Raw genomic sequence first — 17815 nt, forward strand, 5'->3', positions numbered from 1 at the left:
AGTGGATACGTTCAAGTTGGATGCTCCCTTTCTCAATACTTGGGCTTGCCGAAGACTCGGCTCAGAATGTTGATTACCAGCACGATCATTACCAGCACCAGCGAGGCCGCCCAGGCGAGCTCGAGCTGGTTGTCGAATGGCATGCCGGAGAAGTTGTAAATCAGTACGGCGAGCGAGGCCGTAGGGTTCATGACCGCCAGGCTGCCGTCATGGTAGATCCAGTAGTTGCTGAACAACGCGGTGAACAGCAGTGGCGCGGTTTCGCCAGCGGCGCGGGCCACGGCCAACATGACGCCGGTGAGGATGGCCGGCAGGCCGGTGGGCAAGACGATCTTCCAGATCACCTGGGCACGGGTGCAGCCCATGCCGTAGGCGGCGTCCTTCATGATCTTGGGCACCATCTTCATCGACTCTTCAGCAGTCAGCACCACGATCGGCAGCATCAGTACTGCCAGGGCCACACCGCCAGCCGGCGCCGAGTAGGTACCGGTGGTCATCACCACCAGGGCGTAGGCAAACACCCCGGCCAGGATCGACGGTAGGCCGGTGAGCATCTTGGCGGCAAAGCGCGCGGCGTTGGCCAGCTTGCTTTCGGGGCCGAGTTCGGCCAGGAACACCGCTGCCAGGATACCGACCGGTACCGCGATGGCGGCGGCAATGCCGACCATGACGAAGGTACCGGCCATGGCGTTACCAAAACCGCCACCCATCTCGAAACCGGTCGGCGGCAGCTCGGTGAACACTTCCAGGCTAAGGCGTGCACCGCCGCGGGTGATCAGCATGTACAGCACGGAAATCAGCGGCACGCTGGCCACCAATGCCGCCAGCCATGCCAGGGTGGTCAAAAGCACGCTGCGCAGGGCACGGCCTTCCAGCTTGCGTTGCAGGCTGGGCAATGCGGCTACAGGGGTCGTCAAGTCAGTCATTGTTTGTTACCACGCTGGGCGTAGAGCATGATCATCGAGCCGAGCACGTTCACCAGCAGGGTGATGAACATCAGTACCAGTGCCGCGTACATCAGCACTTCGACCTCGTTCGGGCCGGCTTCCGGGAAGTTCAGCGCCAGCAGCGCCGCCAGGGTGTTGGCCGGGGCGAACAAGGAAAGGGACATGGTGTTGGCGTTGCCGACCAGCATGGCCAGCGCCATGGTTTCACCGAGCGCGCGGCCCAGGCCCAGCACCAGCGAACCAAAGATGCCGGTAGCCGCAGATGGCACCATCACCTTGAGGATGGCTTCCCAGTGGGTAGTACCCATGCCGTAGGCCGCCTGCTTGGTTTTCATCGGTACGCTGGTCAGCGCATCCTGGGAAACGGCAGCGATGGTCGGCAGGATCATGATCGCCAGAACCAGCGCAGCAGGCAGCAGGCCAGGCCCGCTCAGGGAGGTGCCGAAAAACGGGATCCAGCCCAGCTCGCTGTTCAACCAGGCGGTCAGCGGGCGAATCGCCGGGATGACCACATAGATGCCCCACAGGCCGTAGACCACGCTGGGGATGGCGGCGAGCAGTTCGACGATGGTGCGAAACACCGCGGCGAGCTTGGCCGGAAGGAAATCCTGGGTGAGGAAAATGGCCATGCTGACGCCGAAGAAACCGGCGATCAACAGGGCGATAAAGGCACTGTAAAGCGTGCCCCAGATCGCTGGCAGAATACCGTACTTGCCTTGGTTGACGTCCCAGACGCTGCCGAACAGCACGTCAAAGCCGTGCTTTTCGATGCCGGGCAGTGCCTTGCGGCCCACTTCGTAGACCAGCGCGAAGACCAGCGCCAGCACCAGCACCACACCAATGCGTGCAAGCGCACGGAAGGTGCGATCGACCAGGAAGTCCTTCGCAGACGGTGGCTGGCACGCGGAGTCGGGGTTATCCGGTATGGCAAAAGGTGTGTTCATTGGCGAGTTCCGGGACAAGGGACAAACACCCCCGGTATGGCTTCATGCCGATACCGGGAGCGCCTGGGTATTACTGGATGTTGGCGGACGCTTTACGCACCTGGTCGACAACCGACGCAGGCAGCGGGATGTAACCCATCGAGTCGGCGATGGTCTGGCCTTTGGTCAGGCTGTACTCGACCATTTCACGCATGGCCTTGGCTTTTGCCGGGTTGCCGTTGTCCTTGCGGAAGATCATCCAGGTGTAGGAAGTGATCGGGTAGGATTTGGCACCGTCCGGATCAGGCAGCCAGGCCACCAGGTTTTCCGGCATGTTCACCGCAGCCAGTGCTTCGGCACCGCTTTCTGCGTTTGGCACGACGTATTGGCCAGCCTTGTTCTGCAGCACGGCGAAGTCGACCTTGGCCAGCTTGGCGAAGCCGTATTCGATGTAGCCGATGGCGCCCGGGGTCTGGCGGACGGTGGCGGTGATGCCATCGTTCTTCGGCGACTTGATGAACTTGTCGGTGGCCGGCCAGTTGACGGTGTTGCCCTCGCCCAGGCCTTGCTTGAAGTCAGCGTTGATGGCCGACAGGTGCTTGGTGAACACAGCGGTGGTACCGCTGGAGTCGGCACGCACAACCACGGTGATCGGGGTAGCTGGCAGTTTCAGCTCAGGGTTGGCCGCGGCGATTTGCGGGTCGTTCCACTGGGTGATCTTGCCCAGGAAGATGTTGGAGTACACCTCGCGCGGCAGCTTCAGCCCTTTAGGGTTGCCCGGCAGGTTGTAGGCCAGGACGATTTCACCGGCGGTCATTGGCAGCAACTGCACGCCTTCGCCAACCTTGGCAATGTCTGCTTCGCTCATGGCCGAGTCGCTGGCGGCGAAGTCGACGGTCTTGTTCAGGAAGTCCTGAACGCCCGCCCCGCTGCCCTTGGACTGGTAGTCAACGGTGACGCCAGCAGTGTTCTTGCTGAAGTCCTTGAACCAGGTCAGGTAGATCGGTGCAGGGAAGCTGGCGCCGGAACCTGTCAGGCGAACGTTTTCTGCAGCAAAGGCTGCCGAAGTGGCGCAAAGGGAGACCGCAACGGCGAGTGCAGCAGACTTCATCAGGCGTTTCATCAAAAAGTGCTCCTTGTGATGGCCGGCACACTTTGCATCAGCTGTGTTACAGCTTTGTGACTATTGAATGGCACCCCCCGTGGTAGAGCTTATTGCGGGTGCCATCACGGCAGGTTGATGTCATTCGCCGGTAACCGAAGGCGGCTATCACTTGGCCACCCCCGCCGACGTGAGCCTTTGCCATGACCGAAACAGAACACGCCTTGATGAGGCGCATTCACCGTGAACTGCTCGACCACAGCGACGAAGAGCTGGAGCTGGAACTGGCCGAGGACGGCCACGACCTGAATGCGCTGTTCGACGAACATGTCGAGGACGGCAGCGAAAAGGCCGCGCGCAGGACTTACTTCCGTGAACTGTTCCGCCTGCAGGGCGAACTGGTAAAGCTGCAAAGCTGGGTGGTCAAGACCGGCCATAAAGTGGTGATCCTGTTCGAGGGCCGTGATGCTGCCGGCAAAGGCGGCGTGATCAAGCGCATCACCCAGCGCCTCAACCCCAGGGTGTGCCGGGTTGCCGCCCTGCCCGCGCCGAACGACCGCGAACGCACCCAGTGGTACTTCCAGCGTTACGTTTCACATTTGCCGGCAGCCGGCGAGATCGTGCTGTTCGACCGCAGCTGGTACAACCGCGCCGGCGTGGAAAAGGTCATGGGTTTTTGCAACGACGACCAGTACGAAGAGTTTTTCCGTACCGTGCCAGAGTTCGAACGCATGCTGGCGCGCTCGGGCATTCAGCTGATCAAGTACTGGTTTTCGATTTCCGACCAGGAGCAGCACCTGCGTTTTCTCAGCCGCGTACACGACCCGCTCAAGCAGTGGAAACTCAGCCCCATGGACCTGGAGTCTCGCCGGCGTTGGGAGGCCTACACCAAGGCCAAGGAAATCATGCTGGAGCGCACCCACATTGCCGAGGCGCCCTGGTGGGTGGTGCAGGCCGACGACAAGAAGAAGGCCAGGCTCAACTGTATCCACCATCTGCTTGGGCAAATGCCTTATGAAGAGGTGGAAGTGCCGATGATCGAGCTGCCGCAACGGGTCAGGAAAGAGGACTACACCCGCAACCCGACGCCGATGCAAATCATCGTGCCACAGGTTTACTGATATCTGCTTGGGGCGCTGTGTTTACGCGCAGCGCCTGAGCAAGGTCTTGATCGGGCGCCTTACCCGGCGCTTGGCCACCTGCCTTGGCTTGATCCAGCGGCAGGCGTCGATTTCGTTCAGGGGGCGCGGCTTGTCTGCGGCTTTGCGGGCTTCGAAGAGGTAATGAATGACCCGCTCCTCGCGGTACTCACTGACGAAGCGCAACTCATCGAAGGCCAGGCCTGTTTCTTCCGCCATCTCTCGCCGGGCCGCCTGCAGCGGCGTTTCGTCCGGCTCTACCCTGCCACCCGGCAGGTTCCACTTGGCGTTGCGCTTGCGCACGAAAAGCACCTGGCCATCCTTGCGGTAAATGACCGTGGCGCGGAGTTTGATGCCTTTGCGCCTGGCTGTAGCGCTGTCCATTGCCTTCATGCGTCATCCCGGTTCGACTCGCTGGGCTGGAGCACTGCAATGGCTCCTGCCTCAACCCTAAAGGCTCAATGTGTCGATTGGATGACTACCGCCGGGGGTGAATCAGCCAATGCCGACAATACCCGCTTCATCGCCTTCCCGGTTGCGGTTGCGGTATGCGCACTCGAACTCGGCCTGGGCCCGTGTGGAAAAGTTGAGGCTCAAGCGCATCTTTTCTTGGGTGTCGTAAAGGTCATAACCCTCTCCCAGGGCGGCAGGAAAGCCAAGACGCCGAGGGTAAACCTCTCTCTTTACTGGCACAGCGGGCACCACAACGAAGCGCGTCTGCATGATCGTCCCTCTTCGGCAGTGCTTAAGTATTAGTACTGCTATGTGAAGGCATCAAGATGACTCATGCAATATTTTGGTTCAGCCAGCTATTCTCGCGGTAATAAGTGTGCAGAAACCCAACAGGCAGACAGCCCCGATGGCATAGAACAGCGTTCTCCATGGCTGCAGACGCAGCAGATAGGCCAAGGTATGCAGGACCCTGGCAAGGGTGAAAGCAATGCTCAGCCACACAATGGGCTGCGCCGCTGTATCCAGGGCGATAGCCAGCCCACCCAAGGCGAAAAAAGCCGGGATGTTTTCCAGGTCGTTAGCCCAGACCTTGGCGGCGCGGATCACTTCAGGTCGCTCAGCCGCTTGCGCCGCGTGTTTGAAGACAGCGGCATCCTCCGGGTTGGTGAACGCCACAAAACGCAAGCGGTGATAGCCCTGGTAACAGGAGACCATGAACATCTTCAGGAACAGCACCACCATACACAGCGCATAGACACTCAAGGCATTGCTCATGGCTGACGCACCCCGGCAACGCCTCTATTGACCAGATACAACAGCGGCCCCGCCGAAACGAACACAGCCGTCAACAACAGGTAGGGCACCAACGACAACCCCTTCCCGCCCCGTGCACGGTTGTCCCTGACCATCCAGACGCAGGCCAGCCCTGCCATCAGGTACAGGTCGATGACGACCTGAGCGGTGTCAGGCCGGGACATCAGTTGCAGCCCGAACGCTAGCAGCGACTGCTCGGCAATCAGCATCGCCCAGCCGGTAAACAGCGAAAACAGCACCAGCAACGCCAGCGCGCAGATACGCAAGCCCATCGTCCTTTCCTCGGTAGGGTTTGCCGGCACAGTAGTGATAGGGTTGCCTGCGCTCAATGACCTCTGAGGTCATGGACGCTGCAATCAAGGACGATCAGGATCAACGCATGAGTCATCATCTGTTCCACCGCAAAAGCCCTGCGCCGGATACATCGGCAGGCCAGCACCTGCGCCACTTGCGCCAGCAGGCCGGGCTCAGCCAGCTGGCGCTTTCGCTATTGGCTGGCGTATCGCAGCGCCACCTGAGCTGCCTGGAAACCGGCCGCGCCAAGGCCAGCCCTGGCACCTTGCATGCCCTGCTTTCGGCCCTTGGCGCGCCACTGGAGCACTGCAACGAAGTGTTCATTGCCGCCGGGTACGCGCCCCGCTACGCGGCCTCGCCGCTCGACGCGCCTGAACTGGCATTGGTGCATGCCGCCATCGAACACATCCTGCAGGCGAACAACCCAGCACCTGCAATCGTCATCGACAGCAACTGGGAGGTCATCGCTGCCAATGCCAGTACCGGCCTGCTGCTGGCGATGGTGGGTGTTGGGGCGCAGGCTGCGCCCGGCCTCAACCTTCTGGATACGCTGCTGCGCCCTGGCGGCCTGGGCGATCATCTGGCCAATGCGCAGGAAATTCGTGCCGTGGCCTGGCAACGTGCATCCAGGGAGGCAGTCGGCAACCCGGCGCTGGCAGAACACTTGCGCAAACTTCCAGCCCCGGCCAACCCGGAACAGGCCGCAGGCATCGCGCCCGTGTTGCTGACCCGCGTGAGCACCCCCTATGGCGAGCTGAGGTTCCTGTCGACCTTCACCACCTTCGGCATGCCGCTGGACATCACGGTGGAATCACTGCGGATCGAGCACCTGATCCCCGCCGACCCGCAAACCCGGCAGAGGATGCAGGCGGCGTTTGATCAATGGTCGGCGGTTACAGCGTGAACGAGAGCGCCTGGCCAAGGAACCTGGCGCTAACCTGATGGCCTGTTTCATTCAGGTCGAACGGCTGGCACATCGCCCCCGTGGTCACCACATCACCTGCCTTCAAGGTCTGGCCGCGTTCGGCAGCATGGGCATAAAGGTGGGCCAGCGACACCAGCGGGTCGGTCGCAGCATCGCCAAACAAGCCGCGGGCGCGTAACTCGCCGTCTACGTACACTTCAGTGGTCTCGGCCAGGTCGGCCAGCAACGGCACATTGATGCCTGCGCCGAGGTTGTTGCCCACAACCAGCGCTTCGAAGCCCACGTTGTCCGCCACGAAGCTTGGCCAGCCGACGCTCTTGCGGTCGACGAAGCGTGAACGCACCACTTCGAAGGTGACGCAAGTAGCGCGGATATCTTCGCTGGCCGGCACCCGTCCGGCTTGTGGGGGGATATCGCGGTCAAGCACGAAAGCGATCTCGCATTCGATGGTGACAGGTGTCACGGCCGGCAGCTCGATGTGCACACCATCAGCGTGGCAGCGCTTTGCTTCCAGTTGGCCAATCAGCGGCCGGGACAGGTTGGCCGCACGCATGCCTGCGGGGCTGCCGACACCCAGCTTCCACCCCGCACGCTGGCCGGCGGCGTCGGCGAAGAACTGGTCCTGGCTGTCATAGCCTTGCTTCAACGTCTCGGGCCTGAGGCTGACAGGCAGCTCCGTCAGCAGGTCACCGCTGCGCCAGTGTTGCAGCAACAAGGCCGCGGTGCGTTGGTGTACGAAGAGCGAACTGTTCATCAAGACCTCATGGAAATGGGCGATGCCGGGCAACCGATGCTAGGGCCTGAAATTGATAATGATAAATATATTGTGATGATACCTGGCATCACAAATTGTTATTAACCTGCCTGGTGCGATGTACCTGTAGGAGCGGCCTTGCGTCGCGATCGGGGCGCGCAGCGGCCCCAGGATTTCAGCAACCCATCACAGATCGCCGGGGCCGCTCTGCGGCCCGATCGCGACACAAGGCCGCTCCTACAGATGCTGCGGTGGTCAGCTGTCAGTGGAAACCGGCTGCTTCAGCAGCAGTACATAAGCCATCGCCGCCACCGCCGCCACCGCAGCACTGATCAGAAACGCCGAGGCAAACGACCCGGTCTGCTGGATGCTGAACCCGGTCACGATCGGTGCCACCGAGCCGGCCAGGTAGCCACCGAAGTTCTGGATGGAGCCAAACGAGGCCACGCGCTGGCTGTCGACCACGGTGTTGGCGATCATCCAGGCGGTGGAGCTGGCCATGTTCACGCTGAACAGTGCGCAACACAGCAGCGCCACGCTGAGCATGAAGCCGCTGCCGAACGACAGCGGAACGGTGAATGCCGCTGCCGCGAACAACGCCGTCACCACTACCCGCTTGCGGCTGCCCAACACACTGGCGCCGTTCTTCACCAGGCGGTCGCAGATGCGCCCCGCGACAATGGTGCCCAGCGCGCCGAATACATAGGCCAGCGACACCACCCAGGCCGTCTGGTACAGGCTCAGGCCATGCTCACGCTCGAAGTAGCCCGGCAGCCAGGTCAGGTGCAGCCACAGCATGTAGATCACCCCCATGAAGCCCAGTACGGCGCCCCAGGTGCTCTTGTGGCGGAACAGCTCGGCCCAGGCCGCCAGTTGTGCCCGCAGGCTCGGCCTGGCGCTTGCCACCGGCTGTTTATGGGCCTGGGTCGCCAGCAGCCGCTCACGCTCCTCGGCAGGCAGTTCGGCCAGGTAACGCGCCTTGCTTTTGTAGAAAGCAAACCAGCAGGCGGCGACCAGGATGCCGAACACCCCGGTAACAATGAACATGCCGCGCCAGCCCCAGGTGATCATCAGCAGCGTCAGCAACGGCGGCGCCAGGCACGGCCCGATACAGGTCGATGACAGCACGATGCCCGTCGGCGTGCCGCGCTTTTCGGCCTCGAACCACTCCGCCAGCGCTTTGGCCGCCGACGGGAACATCGGTGCCTCGCCAATCCCCAGCAGCACCCTCAGCCCGATGAACGCGGAAAAACTGTTGATCAGGCCGGAGGCCGTCTGCGCCACCGACCAGCCCAGCAGTGCCGCACCCAGCGAGATCTTGCTGCCCAGGCGGTCGATGATCATGCCCAGCGGCAACTGCGAGAAGGCATACGCCAGGGAAAACGCCGACAGCAAAATGCCCATCTGTGACGGCGTGATGCCCATGTCGCGCTGGATCGAGGTATTGGCGATCGACAGCGCACTGCGGTCGACGTAGTTGATGATGCCGATCACCAGCAACAGGCTGACGGTGATGACCTGGTACTTCCTGAACGGGTTCGAGCTGGCGACTGCTTCCGGCTCGCGAGCAAGCTCGGTTTGCGCAACTTTGGTATTCATGGGCGTTCACTTTTGTTGTTATTGATTGAACAGCGGGTTGGCACTACATCGACGCTTCAAGCAACCCCTGGTAGTCCTCGGCAGACGCCTCACGCGGGTTGGTCCGATGGCTGTGATCGGCCAACGCGCCCTGGATTATGCGTGGGAACTGCTCCTCGCTCACACCCAGTTCGCGCAGGCCGGTCGGCAGGCCCAGCGCGCGGGTCATGTCGCGAATGGCTTGTTCGATCTGGCTTTCATCGGCCAGCCCCATCGCCTGGGCGATACGCGCCATCTTGTGCTCGTTCAGCACGGTTGCGGCCTTGCGGTTGAAGGTGATGACAGCAGGCAGGAAAATCGCGTTGAGGGTGCCATGGTGCAGGCGCGGGTTGATCCCGCCCAATGCATGGCTCAGGCTGTGCACGCAGCCCAGGCCCTTCTGGAAGGCCAGTGCACCTTGCAGCGAAGCGCTCATCATGTTGATACGCCCATCGAGGTTCTGCGGGTCTCGGGTAGCGCTTTCAATGAAGCGCCAGGCGCGCCACAGGCCGTCCAGGGCAATGCCGTCGGCAGGTGGGTTGAAGGCAGACGCCATGAACGTTTCCAGGCAGTGGGCAATCGCATCCATGCCGGTGGCGGCGGTGAGTTGCGCTGGCAGGCCAAGGGTCAGCGCCGGGTCGCAAATGGCCGCCTTGGGCACCACATGGGGCGAGATCACGCCCACCTTGCGCCCGTCATCGAGAATCAGGATGGCGCCCCGCCCTACCTCGCTGCCGGTCCCGGCCGTGGTTGGCACGGCAATCACCGGTGCGGTTGCCGGCGTGATTCGCGCCAGGCCGCCCTCGATCACCGCAAAGCTTTTCAATGGCCCTTCGTGCCGGGCACACACGGCCACACCTTTGGCCAGGTCGATCGCCGAGCCGCCGCCAATGGCGATGATGCCGTCACAGCCACACTCCTTGAACATGGCCACGGCTTCGCGCACCGCGTTCTCGTTGGGGTTGGGTGGCGTACCGTCGTAGATCGGCAGTTGGGCAGCGCTGCCTGCGAAGGTGTTCAACGCCGTATCGACGATACCGGCAGCGCGCACGCCGCGGTCGGTCACGATCAAAGGCCTGGTTATACCAATGCGCTCGCATTCGGCAGGCAACAGGGCAATGGCGCCGATTTCGAACTGAATCTGGGTGATGTAATTGATCAGGGACATAAGGCTCAGCAGGCTCCTGGCATTGTTGTTCTGGGCGGTTTAGCCGCACTGGATGCGACACCGTGCAGCGCCAGTATAGGAATGCGCGCCTGGCCATGGTATTGAGAACAATCCATACCGGTATAACCATGAGGCATACCAGATGACCCCATCACTCAATTCGATCATGTCCAGGCTGCACGCCCGTCACCTGCGCCTGCTCATCGAACTGGACGAGCACCGCTCGCTGCTGGGTGCAGCAAGCAGCGTCGGGCTTACCCAGCCCGGTGCCAGCAAGGCGCTGCAGGAAATCGAAACCACCTTCGGCACGGTGCTGTTCAACCGCACCAATCGCGGGCTGGAGCCAACAGCCGCCGGGCACTGCGCCATCCGCTACGCGCGCGTGGTACAGACCGATATTGCCAACCTGCGCCATGACCTGGATGCAATCCTGCGCGGTGTGGGCGGCCGGCTGGCAGTGGGCGCCATCATGGGCGCCGTGCCACTGCTGATGCGGGCCGTGTCGCAGCTGGCCAGTATCCAGCCGCAGATGTCGTTCGAGATCATCGAAGACACCAGCCAGTCGCTGCTGGCACAGATCGAAAGCGGCCGGCTGGACATTGCCCTGTGCCGCACCAGCGTCAGCAACACGCCGCAGCTGTTTGCCAGCACCTTTGTCCAGGATGAGACGCTGGCGGTCATCGCCAATGTCGACCACCCGCTCAAACACGCACAAACCGTGAGCCTTGCCGAGCTGGCCGAGAGCCGCTGGATCGTGTACCGGGCCAACATGCCGATGCGCGTGCAACTGGAGCGCGAGTTCCACGACGCCGGGCTGCGCTTCCCACTGCACCTGGTTGAAACCACCTCGATCCTGGCCACCTTGTCGCTGCTGCAAGACCGCCCCGACTTCGTGGCGCTGGTGTCGATCGACGTGGCCCGGCAATGCGCGATGAACCAGCAAGTGTGCATGCTACCCCTGGCCATGGGCTCGGTCAGCGACCCCTACGAGCTGGTCACGCGCAAAGGCAGCCAGACGACACCGGCCATGGACACACTCAGCGAACTGCTGTTGCAGGGCCGACAGCAGAGCAACAGTTAGTCGCATTTTAAGGCAGGAACAGCCCGAAACAGGTATCTAAAAGCCCGATTTCATTGGGCTTGAACGTTGGCACAGCAGCTGCAATGCAAGGTCATCCGACTGCACACGAGCTGCTCATGCCTGACCTGACCGTATCTGCCACCTACGATATCCGCCCACCGGCGGCACACATCATTCGCGACGACGCCGAAGCGTTGGCCGTCGCTCATCAAGTCGCCGGGCTGCTACGCGAGGGCGCCGCCGAACGCGACCGCAACCGCGAAGTACCCGCCGACATCGTCGACGCGTTTTCCAACAGCGGGCTGTGGGGCATCACCGTGCCACGGGCCTATGGCGGCGCCGAGGTTTCATTCGCCACCCTCGCCCGGGTGATCGCCATCGTCTCCGCCGCCGACCCTTCGCTTGGGCAGATTCCGCAAAACCACTACTGCCTGCTCGAAGACATCCGCCTGCAAGGCACCGCGCAACAGCAACGCTATTTCTACGACCTGGTACTGCAAGGCCATCGCTTTGCCAATGCCCTGTCGGAAACCGGCGGCAAGACCGTGCAGGACATTCGCACGCGCCTGGTCGCCGAAGGTGACGGCTATCGCATCGACGGGCGCAAGGGCTACTGCACCGGCTCGTTGTACGCCCACTGGCTCGGCGTGCTGGCACTGGACGAGCAGGACCGTGCCCAGCTGGCCTTCGTCCAGCGCGGCAGCGCCGGGCTGGTGATTGTCGACGACTGGAGCAGCATGGGCCAGCGCACCACCTCCAGCGGCACGGTGCTGCTCGACGGCCTGCGGGTGCCGGCGTTCAACCTGTTCCCCAGCTACCGCTCCTACGAAAGCCCGACCCTGGCCGGCCCTTTCGCCCAGTTGACCACCGCTGCCATCGACGCCGGCATCGGCCGCGCAGCGCTGGACGACACCATTGCCTTCGTGCGCGAGCATGCCCGGCCGTGGATCGACGCCCAGGTCGACAAGGCCAGCGAAGACCCGTTGACCATCATCCAGGTCGGCTCGCTGGAAATTCGCCAAGAAGCCGCCGAGGCACTGCTCGAACGCGCAGGCCAGGCCCTGGATGCGGCCAGGCCCGCACCGAACGAAGAAAACGTGGCCCAAGCGTCGATTGCGGTGGCCAAGGCCAAGGTACTGACCACCGAGGCCGCCATCGAGGCCAGCAACCGCCTGTTCGAACTGGGCGGCACACGCTCGTCGCTGACCCGCCACAACTTCGACCGCCACTGGCGCAACGCCCGCGTGCACACCCTGCACGACCCGGTGCGCTGGAAGTACCACCTGGTCGGCAACTGGGCACTGAACGGCATCAAGCCGCCTCGCCACGACTGGAACTGAGGCACGCCAATGAACGACCTGCTGACCAACGTCGACTGGGTAGAAATCGCCCAGGCCTGCCTGGAAACCCTGAGCATGCTGGGCGCCGCGCTGGGCTTTACCGTGCTGCTCGGCCTGCCCCTTGGCGTGCTGCTGTACCTGACCGGGCAGCGCCAGTTGCTGGCGCACGGCCCGCTGTACCGAAGCCTGTCGGTGGTGGTCAACGTGCTGCGCTCGCTGCCGTTCATCATCCTGCTGATCGTGCTGATTCCGCTGACCACCCTGTTGACCGGCACCTCGCTGGGGGTGAAAGGTACCATCCCGCCGCTGGTGGTCGGCTGCACGCCGTTCTTTGCGCGGCTGGTAGAAACCGCCCTGCGCGAAGTGGACCGCGGCCTGGTCGAGGCCAGCCAGGCCATGGGCGGCAGCATCGCGCAGATCATCCGCTACACCCTGCTGCCCGAAGCACGCACCGGGCTGATTGCAGCGGTCACCGTCACCGCCATCGTGCTGGTCGACTACACCGCCATGGCCGGGGTGATCGGCGGCGGCGGCCTGGGCGACCTGGCGATCCGCTTCGGCTACCAACGCTTTCAGACCGATGTGATGGTGGTCACCGTGCTGCTGCTGATCCTGCTGGTGCAGGCGCTGCAGATGAGCGGTGACCGCCTGGTAAGGCATTTCACCCGCCGCTGAGCCCTAACTCTTCTCAGGTACCGACCATGAAAAAGACCCTCACCGCCCTCGCCGCTTTCCTCGCCTTCAGTGCCCAGGCCGCCGAACACCTGGTGGTCGGCGCCACGCCGGTGCCGCACGCGGAAATCCTCGAATTCGTCAAACCGGCCCTGGCCAAGCAAGGGGTCGACCTGGACATCAAGGTGTTCAACGACTTCATCCAGCCCAACCTGCAACTGGCGCAGAAGAACCTGGACGCCAACTATTACCAGTACCGGCCGTTCCTCAACGATTTCAACAAGACCCGGCACACCGACCTGGTGCCAGTGGTGGGCGTGCACATCGAACCGTTCGGCGCCTACTCGGCCAAGTACAAGCACCTGGCAGAGCTGCCCGAAGGCGCCAGCGTCGCCATCCCCAACGACCCGGTCAACACTGGCCGTGCCCTGGTGCTGTTGGCCGAGGCCGGCCTGCTCAAGCTGAAGGACCCGGCCAACCCACAGTCCACCCAGCGCGACATTACCGACAACCCCCGCCACCTGAAAATCCGCGAGCTGGAGGGCGCCATGCTGGCGCGCTCGGTGAAACAGGTCGACCTCGCCTTCGTCTTCGCCAATTACGCCCTTGAGGCCGGCATCGATACCAACAGCGCGCTGATCGTGGAAAAAGGCAAGGACCTGTACGTGGAGTACCTGGTTGCCCGCCCCGACAACCTGCAGGACCCTGGCATCCAGAAGCTCGCCCAGGCACTCAACTCGCCTGAAGTGCGCAACTTCATCCTGACCCGCTACAAAGGCCAGATCGCCCCTGGCTTCTGACCCCTGCCGCCCTCTGGTGACGGAGGGCATGGAACCCGAACATGAGCCGTTACCAGCAGCAAATCCAGCCAACCGATGCCCAGCTGTGCCTGCGTGGCATCCACAAACTCTACGGCGCGGTCAGTGCGCTCGACGACATCGACCTGCAGGTACGCCGTGGCGAGGTGTTCGGCATCATCGGCCGCAGCGGTGCGGGCAAGTCCTCGCTGCTGCGCCTGCTCAATCGCCTGGAAGCCCCCAGCGCCGGCCAGGTACTGATCGACGGCCAGGACATCGCCGGGCTGCACGGCAAGCCCTTGCACGCGCTGCGGCGCAAGGTGGCGATGATCTTCCAGCACTTCAACCTGCTGGCCAACAGCACGGTGGCCGAGAACATCGAGTTGCCGATGCGCATGGCCGGGGTGCCGCAACAGCAGCGTAGCGCCCGGGTGGACGAGCTGTTGCGCCTGGTCGGCCTGGCCGGCCGTGGCGGCGCTTACCCCGCGCAACTGTCCGGTGGCCAGAAGCAGCGCGTCGGCATTGCCCGGGCGCTGGTGCTGGAGCCACAGATTCTGCTGTGCGACGAAGCCACGTCGGCGCTGGACCCGGAAAGCACCCAGGCGATCCTCGACCTGCTGCGCAGCATCAACCAGCGGCTGGGCCTGACCATTGTTCTGATCACCCACGAAATGCAAGTAATCCGCGACCTGTGCGACCGTGTAGCCGTATTGGAACAAGGCCGCATCGTCGAGACCGGCGCGGTGTGGGAAGTGTTCGGCAACCCCCGGCACGCCGTCAGCCGCATCCTGCTCAGCGAGGCCACGCCAGCAGCGCAGGCCAGTACTGCCGGCAATCGCTACCTCGACTTGCACTACACCGGCGGCAAAGGGCTAACGCCAGACCTGGCAGCCATCGGTGCCGCGCTGGGCGATGGGGTGAGCCTGTTCTCGGGCTCGATCGCGCCGATTCAAGGGCGGTTTCTTGGGCAACTGCGCCTGGCCATCGCCAGTGCGACGCCGGACGACGAGCTGTTGCATCAGGCCAGGCTGCTGGCAGACCGTGCCGAGTGGGTATGAATCAAACATTAACCTCAAGACATTCACAGTTCCAGGTAGGAGGCAGCCCGAGCACAGGGTATTACTGCTACACCGGCAGCTCGGTGGTCAGCTTGATCTTTTCGATCGGCACTTCGGTCTGTTGCCGGCATGATCTGCCGCTGCACCTGCACTCCATTGACCCAAATCAAGCCCCCGCGCCGGGTTCGCGCGAGGATGGCTGCAAGCAAGGAATGACTCAAGCACCGCCAGGCGCACAGCGCTAGGGGTTCACCCCAGATCACTGTGCGCGGCCTTGGACAAGGAGCCCCACATGAGCCCGCTGAAACACATCCTGGTCGCCACCGACCTGTCCCCCCACGCTCGCAACGCGGCGGAGCGTGCTGCCTACCTGAGCAACGCGCAGCAGGCCTCACTAGACCTGCTCTACGTTGCCAACCCGGCCCCCTTCGAACGCCTCAAGCAGTTGGTGGCGCCTGATGACGACCTGTTGAAGCGCGTGCTGGACAGCGCCGGCGAAAAAACCCGCGCACTGGCAGCCCTGCTGTTCCAGCGCTACGACATTTCTGCTGGGGTGCAGGTCGCCAGCGGCTCGGTGATCACCGAGATCACCCGGGTGGTGCAGGACAAGCACAGCAACCTGCTGGTATGCGGAGCCAAGGGCCAGAGCGTGGCGCGGCGCCTGCTGCTGGGTTCAACCGTGCAGAAAATGCTAAACCACATGCCCTGCCCTTTGCTGGTGGTCAAACCGGCCCCGCGTGACGCCTACCGCACTGTGCTGGTGCCAGTCGATTTCTCACCGGTTTCGCTGCGCGCCATCAAACTGGCCAAAACCATTGCCCCGCAGGCCGAAATCATTCTGCTACACGTGTACGAAGCCCCGTTCGAAGGCAGCGTGCGCTTCGCCCATATCGACCACGACACCCTTACCCATTACCGCAATGTCATCCGCAAGGATGCGGAGGCGCAACTCGCTGCGCTGAGTGAGGCTGCCGGCATGGCCGATGCACGGCAGATTCTGGTGCACGGTGACCCTGGCTGGCTCATTGCCGAACAGGAACAGGAGCTGGAGTGCGACCTGATCGTGGTCGGCAAGCAGGGTGCAAGCGCGCTGGAGGAGCTGTTGGTTGGCAGCGTCACAAAGCACGTACTGAACGAATCGCAGTGTGATGTGCTGGTCTCTCCCTGACGCTCCGAACCCGACGGGTAGCCTCCATCCAGGGGCTGCCCTCTTGCGCTAGTGTGTAAATGGCAGCCTTGCAACGGTTCAAGAAAAGCACGACACTCGCTATATACTTTTCTATATATCGACTTTCAAAAGCCCAGATGAAACCGTGATGTACGCTCAACCCGTCATGCCAGACACTGCCAACGATGACGCTGACGCACCGTTAGCCGCGATCAATCACTCACTGGGCAACCCCGGTATACAACGCAAGAATCGCAAACTGATCCTGCAAGCTGCCAGCGAATCGTTCGCCACGACCGGTTTCACCGCCACCCACTCGCACGATATTGCCGAGCGCGCCGGGGTGCCCAAGGCCAATCTCTATTACTACTTCCAGACAAAAGAGAACCTGTACGTCCAAGTGCTGATGGGTTTTATCGAGCCGCTGGTGAGGGCCTCGGCCGCATTGCGAAAAAGCGACAACCCGATCGTGGGCTTGCGGGCCTATATCAAAGCCCGCATTCGCATCATCCGGGAGCACCCGTTCAGCGCCGCCGTGTTCAGCCAGGAGTTGCTCTCAGGGGGCAAGCGCCTGCCTGAGGTGTGCAAGAACATGCTGCTGGAGGAAGCCAGGCGCAACGTCGCCTGCCTGCGCAACTGGATCGATGATGGCCGGCTGGCACCCTGCGACCCCGAGCACCTGATGATTTTCATCTGGTCGGCAACGCGCACCTACACCAATCTGGCCTGGCAAATGTCGCAGCTCAGAGGCGTGCCCCGGCCTGACAAGTCGGACTTTGATCGTGCCACCCGCACGGTCACCCAGATGGTGCTGGGCGGTGTCGTGCCGGGCCAGAAAGCGGCTATGGCATCGTCATGAAGCTTGCCTTACCTACGCAAGATCACCAGACTGGCGAAGCGGTAGCTGTTTAAGCGCCGATGTGACTTGCGCAAGCAACGCTGCAGAACTGCTTGCCCCGTCCACGTTCAACACCGGGGCTGCCTGCCCTGCCAGCCAGCGCTCATGCCACGCCCGGTTGCGGCCGGTAAAGTTCGGGTCGTCATACTGAGCAGCCCACTCCCTGAACCCCACGTGTATCTCGTGCATGTCACCACCCGGGGCGATGCGCTCGCCAAAGCGCGCCTTTTCACGTGCAGCCAGCCGTTCAAGACGCACGGGCGTTGGTGTTACCACGAACACCGTCAGGTCGACATGGGCCAGCAAGGCATCACCCCAGACCATGCAAGAGCCGCTCAGCACCCAGTCGTCCTCGCCGAGCGCTTGCTGGATCAAAGGCACACGTTCATCGGCCGGCCGTTTGGTGGTAAACGGCGGATTGGTGGGCATCCAGTAGAAGTCATCGACGTCGGCGTGGCGCAGATCGAGTTGCGTGGCGAGGTGCTGCCCCAGCGTGGTCACGCCTGCACACGATGCACCGGTAATGTAGATGCGCAATTGTTCCTCCTTGAATACCAGCGGTTTTCCGGGCCGGAAAGATATCCCATAAGCGCCTCGTCGGCTTGGAACTTCGATCACAATGCGTCACCTGCCGCTCTATGCCAGGCGTTTCATCGATAGCGCTGA

20 protein-coding genes are annotated in these 17815 nt (G+C 62.6%); 9 read left to right on the forward strand and 11 right to left on the reverse strand.

The window, feature by feature from the left end:
• Positions 1-32: 32 nt before the first annotated feature.
• The 3 genes from pstA to pstS form a co-directional block, all read right to left on the reverse strand.
• Positions 33-926 (reverse strand): phosphate ABC transporter permease PstA, encoded by an 894-nt coding sequence (gene pstA, locus AK81_RS00495; protein ID WP_043195934.1) that lies wholly within the window; start codon positions 924-926, stop codon positions 33-35.
• Positions 923-1891, reverse strand: coding sequence for a phosphate ABC transporter permease subunit PstC (gene pstC / locus AK81_RS00500; protein WP_043195937.1), 969 nt, complete (start codon positions 1889-1891; stop codon positions 923-925). Before pstC ends, pstA begins: the two co-directional genes overlap by 4 nt.
• Before the next feature lie 70 nt (positions 1892-1961).
• The gene (pstS, locus tag AK81_RS00505) at positions 1962-2993 is read right to left on the reverse strand and encodes a phosphate ABC transporter substrate-binding protein PstS (protein ID WP_043195939.1); all 1032 of its coding nucleotides are present in this window, start codon (positions 2991-2993) and stop codon (positions 1962-1964) included.
• 182 nt (positions 2994-3175) lie between these two features.
• Here pstS and ppk2 point away from each other — a divergent pair, with 182 nt between their 5' ends.
• Positions 3176-4093 (forward strand): polyphosphate kinase 2, encoded by a 918-nt coding sequence (ppk2, locus tag AK81_RS00510; protein ID WP_043195941.1) that lies wholly within the window; start codon positions 3176-3178, stop codon positions 4091-4093.
• A gap of 21 nt (positions 4094-4114) precedes the next feature.
• Here the strand turns inward: ppk2 and AK81_RS00515 are convergent, their stop codons facing one another.
• From AK81_RS00515 to AK81_RS00530, 4 genes are all read right to left on the reverse strand, one after another.
• Positions 4115-4504, reverse strand: a complete 390-nt coding sequence (locus AK81_RS00515; protein ID WP_050491815.1) for an NUDIX domain-containing protein — start codon at positions 4502-4504, stop codon at positions 4115-4117.
• A 102-nt stretch (positions 4505-4606) separates the two neighbouring features.
• The gene (locus AK81_RS00520) at positions 4607-4834 is read right to left on the reverse strand and encodes a hypothetical protein (RefSeq protein ID WP_043195943.1); all 228 of its coding nucleotides are present in this window, start codon (positions 4832-4834) and stop codon (positions 4607-4609) included.
• Between the two features lie 78 nt (positions 4835-4912).
• Positions 4913-5338: an MAPEG family protein gene (locus tag AK81_RS00525; RefSeq protein ID WP_043195945.1), complete on the reverse strand. Its 426-nt coding sequence runs from the start codon at positions 5336-5338 to the stop codon at positions 4913-4915.
• Positions 5335-5649, reverse strand: coding sequence for a DUF2834 domain-containing protein (locus tag AK81_RS00530; RefSeq protein WP_043195946.1), 315 nt, complete (start codon positions 5647-5649; stop codon positions 5335-5337). Before AK81_RS00530 ends, AK81_RS00525 begins: the two co-directional genes overlap by 4 nt.
• 107 nt (positions 5650-5756) lie before the next feature.
• Between AK81_RS00530 and AK81_RS00535 the strand changes: the two genes are divergently transcribed.
• Entirely contained in the window at positions 5757-6575 is an 819-nt protein-coding gene (locus tag AK81_RS00535) for a helix-turn-helix domain-containing protein (protein ID WP_043196144.1), read from the forward strand.
• On the opposite strand, the gene AK81_RS00540 is transcribed toward AK81_RS00535, so the two are convergent.
• From AK81_RS00540 to AK81_RS00550, 3 genes are all read right to left on the reverse strand, one after another.
• The gene (locus AK81_RS00540; protein ID WP_043195947.1) at positions 6565-7350 is read right to left on the reverse strand and encodes a 2-keto-4-pentenoate hydratase; all 786 of its coding nucleotides are present in this window, start codon (positions 7348-7350) and stop codon (positions 6565-6567) included. The genes AK81_RS00535 and AK81_RS00540 overlap by 11 nt on opposite strands.
• Before the next feature lie 255 nt (positions 7351-7605).
• Positions 7606-8949, reverse strand: coding sequence for an MFS transporter (locus AK81_RS00545; RefSeq protein ID WP_043195948.1), 1344 nt, complete (start codon positions 8947-8949; stop codon positions 7606-7608).
• A 43-nt stretch (positions 8950-8992) separates the two neighbouring features.
• Positions 8993-10135: an iron-containing alcohol dehydrogenase gene (locus AK81_RS00550; RefSeq protein ID WP_043195950.1), complete on the reverse strand. Its 1143-nt coding sequence runs from the start codon at positions 10133-10135 to the stop codon at positions 8993-8995.
• Positions 10136-10277: 142 nt separating this feature from the next.
• Here AK81_RS00550 and AK81_RS00555 point away from each other — a divergent pair, with 142 nt between their 5' ends.
• The 7 genes from AK81_RS00555 to AK81_RS00585 all read left to right on the forward strand — a co-directional run bounded on the left by AK81_RS00555 (position 10278) and on the right by AK81_RS00585 (position 17110).
• Complete coding sequence (locus AK81_RS00555; RefSeq protein ID WP_043195951.1) at positions 10278-11216, forward strand: LysR family transcriptional regulator; 939 nt, start codon at positions 10278-10280, stop codon at positions 11214-11216.
• 116 nt (positions 11217-11332) lie between these two features.
• On the forward strand, positions 11333-12556 hold the full coding sequence (locus AK81_RS00560) for an SfnB family sulfur acquisition oxidoreductase (RefSeq protein ID WP_043195952.1): 1224 nt from the start codon (positions 11333-11335) through the stop codon (positions 12554-12556).
• Between the two features lie 9 nt (positions 12557-12565).
• The gene (locus AK81_RS00565; RefSeq protein WP_043195953.1) at positions 12566-13231 is read left to right on the forward strand and encodes a methionine ABC transporter permease; all 666 of its coding nucleotides are present in this window, start codon (positions 12566-12568) and stop codon (positions 13229-13231) included.
• A 26-nt stretch (positions 13232-13257) separates the two neighbouring features.
• On the forward strand, positions 13258-14028 hold the full coding sequence (locus AK81_RS00570) for a MetQ/NlpA family ABC transporter substrate-binding protein (protein ID WP_043195954.1): 771 nt from the start codon (positions 13258-13260) through the stop codon (positions 14026-14028).
• A gap of 41 nt (positions 14029-14069) precedes the next feature.
• The gene (locus tag AK81_RS00575; protein ID WP_043195955.1) at positions 14070-15083 is read left to right on the forward strand and encodes a methionine ABC transporter ATP-binding protein; all 1014 of its coding nucleotides are present in this window, start codon (positions 14070-14072) and stop codon (positions 15081-15083) included.
• 292 nt (positions 15084-15375) lie between these two features.
• Positions 15376-16251, forward strand: coding sequence for a universal stress protein (locus AK81_RS00580; protein ID WP_043195956.1), 876 nt, complete (start codon positions 15376-15378; stop codon positions 16249-16251).
• A 148-nt stretch (positions 16252-16399) separates the two neighbouring features.
• On the forward strand, positions 16400-17110 hold the full coding sequence (locus tag AK81_RS00585; RefSeq protein ID WP_081041988.1) for a TetR/AcrR family transcriptional regulator: 711 nt from the start codon (positions 16400-16402) through the stop codon (positions 17108-17110).
• A 12-nt stretch (positions 17111-17122) separates the two neighbouring features.
• Here the strand turns inward: AK81_RS00585 and AK81_RS00590 are convergent, their stop codons facing one another.
• Positions 17123-17686, reverse strand: a complete 564-nt coding sequence (locus AK81_RS00590) for an adenylate kinase (RefSeq protein WP_043195957.1) — start codon at positions 17684-17686, stop codon at positions 17123-17125.
• Between the last annotated feature and the right edge of the window lie 129 nt (positions 17687-17815).

This window comes from Pseudomonas putida W15Oct28 (assembly GCF_000708715.2).
In the GTDB taxonomy this organism is placed as follows: domain Bacteria; phylum Pseudomonadota; class Gammaproteobacteria; order Pseudomonadales; family Pseudomonadaceae; genus Aquipseudomonas; species Aquipseudomonas putida_R.

What these genes read in the sequence shown, in the direction of transcription:
- pstA (WP_043195934.1), bottom strand. Translation starts at nt 926, where the DNA reads ATGACTGACTTGACGACCCCTGTAGCCGCATTGCCCAGCCTGCAACGC.
- pstC (WP_043195937.1), bottom strand. Translation starts at nt 1,891, where the DNA reads ATGAACACACCTTTTGCCATACCGGATAACCCCGACTCCGCGTGCCAG.
- pstS (WP_043195939.1), bottom strand. Translation starts at nt 2,993, where the DNA reads ATGAAACGCCTGATGAAGTCTGCTGCACTCGCCGTTGCGGTCTCCCTT.
- ppk2 (WP_043195941.1), top strand. Translation starts at nt 3,176, where the DNA reads ATGACCGAAACAGAACACGCCTTGATGAGGCGCATTCACCGTGAACTG.
- AK81_RS00515 (WP_050491815.1), bottom strand. Translation starts at nt 4,504, where the DNA reads ATGAAGGCAATGGACAGCGCTACAGCCAGGCGCAAAGGCATCAAACTC.
- AK81_RS00520 (WP_043195943.1), bottom strand. Translation starts at nt 4,834, where the DNA reads ATGCAGACGCGCTTCGTTGTGGTGCCCGCTGTGCCAGTAAAGAGAGAG.
- AK81_RS00525 (WP_043195945.1), bottom strand. Translation starts at nt 5,338, where the DNA reads ATGAGCAATGCCTTGAGTGTCTATGCGCTGTGTATGGTGGTGCTGTTC.
- AK81_RS00530 (WP_043195946.1), bottom strand. Translation starts at nt 5,649, where the DNA reads ATGGGCTTGCGTATCTGCGCGCTGGCGTTGCTGGTGCTGTTTTCGCTG.
- AK81_RS00535 (WP_043196144.1), top strand. Translation starts at nt 5,757, where the DNA reads ATGAGTCATCATCTGTTCCACCGCAAAAGCCCTGCGCCGGATACATCG.
- AK81_RS00540 (WP_043195947.1), bottom strand. Translation starts at nt 7,350, where the DNA reads ATGAACAGTTCGCTCTTCGTACACCAACGCACCGCGGCCTTGTTGCTG.
- AK81_RS00545 (WP_043195948.1), bottom strand. Translation starts at nt 8,949, where the DNA reads ATGAATACCAAAGTTGCGCAAACCGAGCTTGCTCGCGAGCCGGAAGCA.
- AK81_RS00550 (WP_043195950.1), bottom strand. Translation starts at nt 10,135, where the DNA reads ATGTCCCTGATCAATTACATCACCCAGATTCAGTTCGAAATCGGCGCC.
- AK81_RS00555 (WP_043195951.1), top strand. Translation starts at nt 10,278, where the DNA reads ATGACCCCATCACTCAATTCGATCATGTCCAGGCTGCACGCCCGTCAC.
- AK81_RS00560 (WP_043195952.1), top strand. Translation starts at nt 11,333, where the DNA reads ATGCCTGACCTGACCGTATCTGCCACCTACGATATCCGCCCACCGGCG.
- AK81_RS00565 (WP_043195953.1), top strand. Translation starts at nt 12,566, where the DNA reads ATGAACGACCTGCTGACCAACGTCGACTGGGTAGAAATCGCCCAGGCC.
- AK81_RS00570 (WP_043195954.1), top strand. Translation starts at nt 13,258, where the DNA reads ATGAAAAAGACCCTCACCGCCCTCGCCGCTTTCCTCGCCTTCAGTGCC.
- AK81_RS00575 (WP_043195955.1), top strand. Translation starts at nt 14,070, where the DNA reads ATGAGCCGTTACCAGCAGCAAATCCAGCCAACCGATGCCCAGCTGTGC.
- AK81_RS00580 (WP_043195956.1), top strand. Translation starts at nt 15,376, where the DNA reads ATGAGCCCGCTGAAACACATCCTGGTCGCCACCGACCTGTCCCCCCAC.
- AK81_RS00585 (WP_081041988.1), top strand. Translation starts at nt 16,400, where the DNA reads ATGTACGCTCAACCCGTCATGCCAGACACTGCCAACGATGACGCTGAC.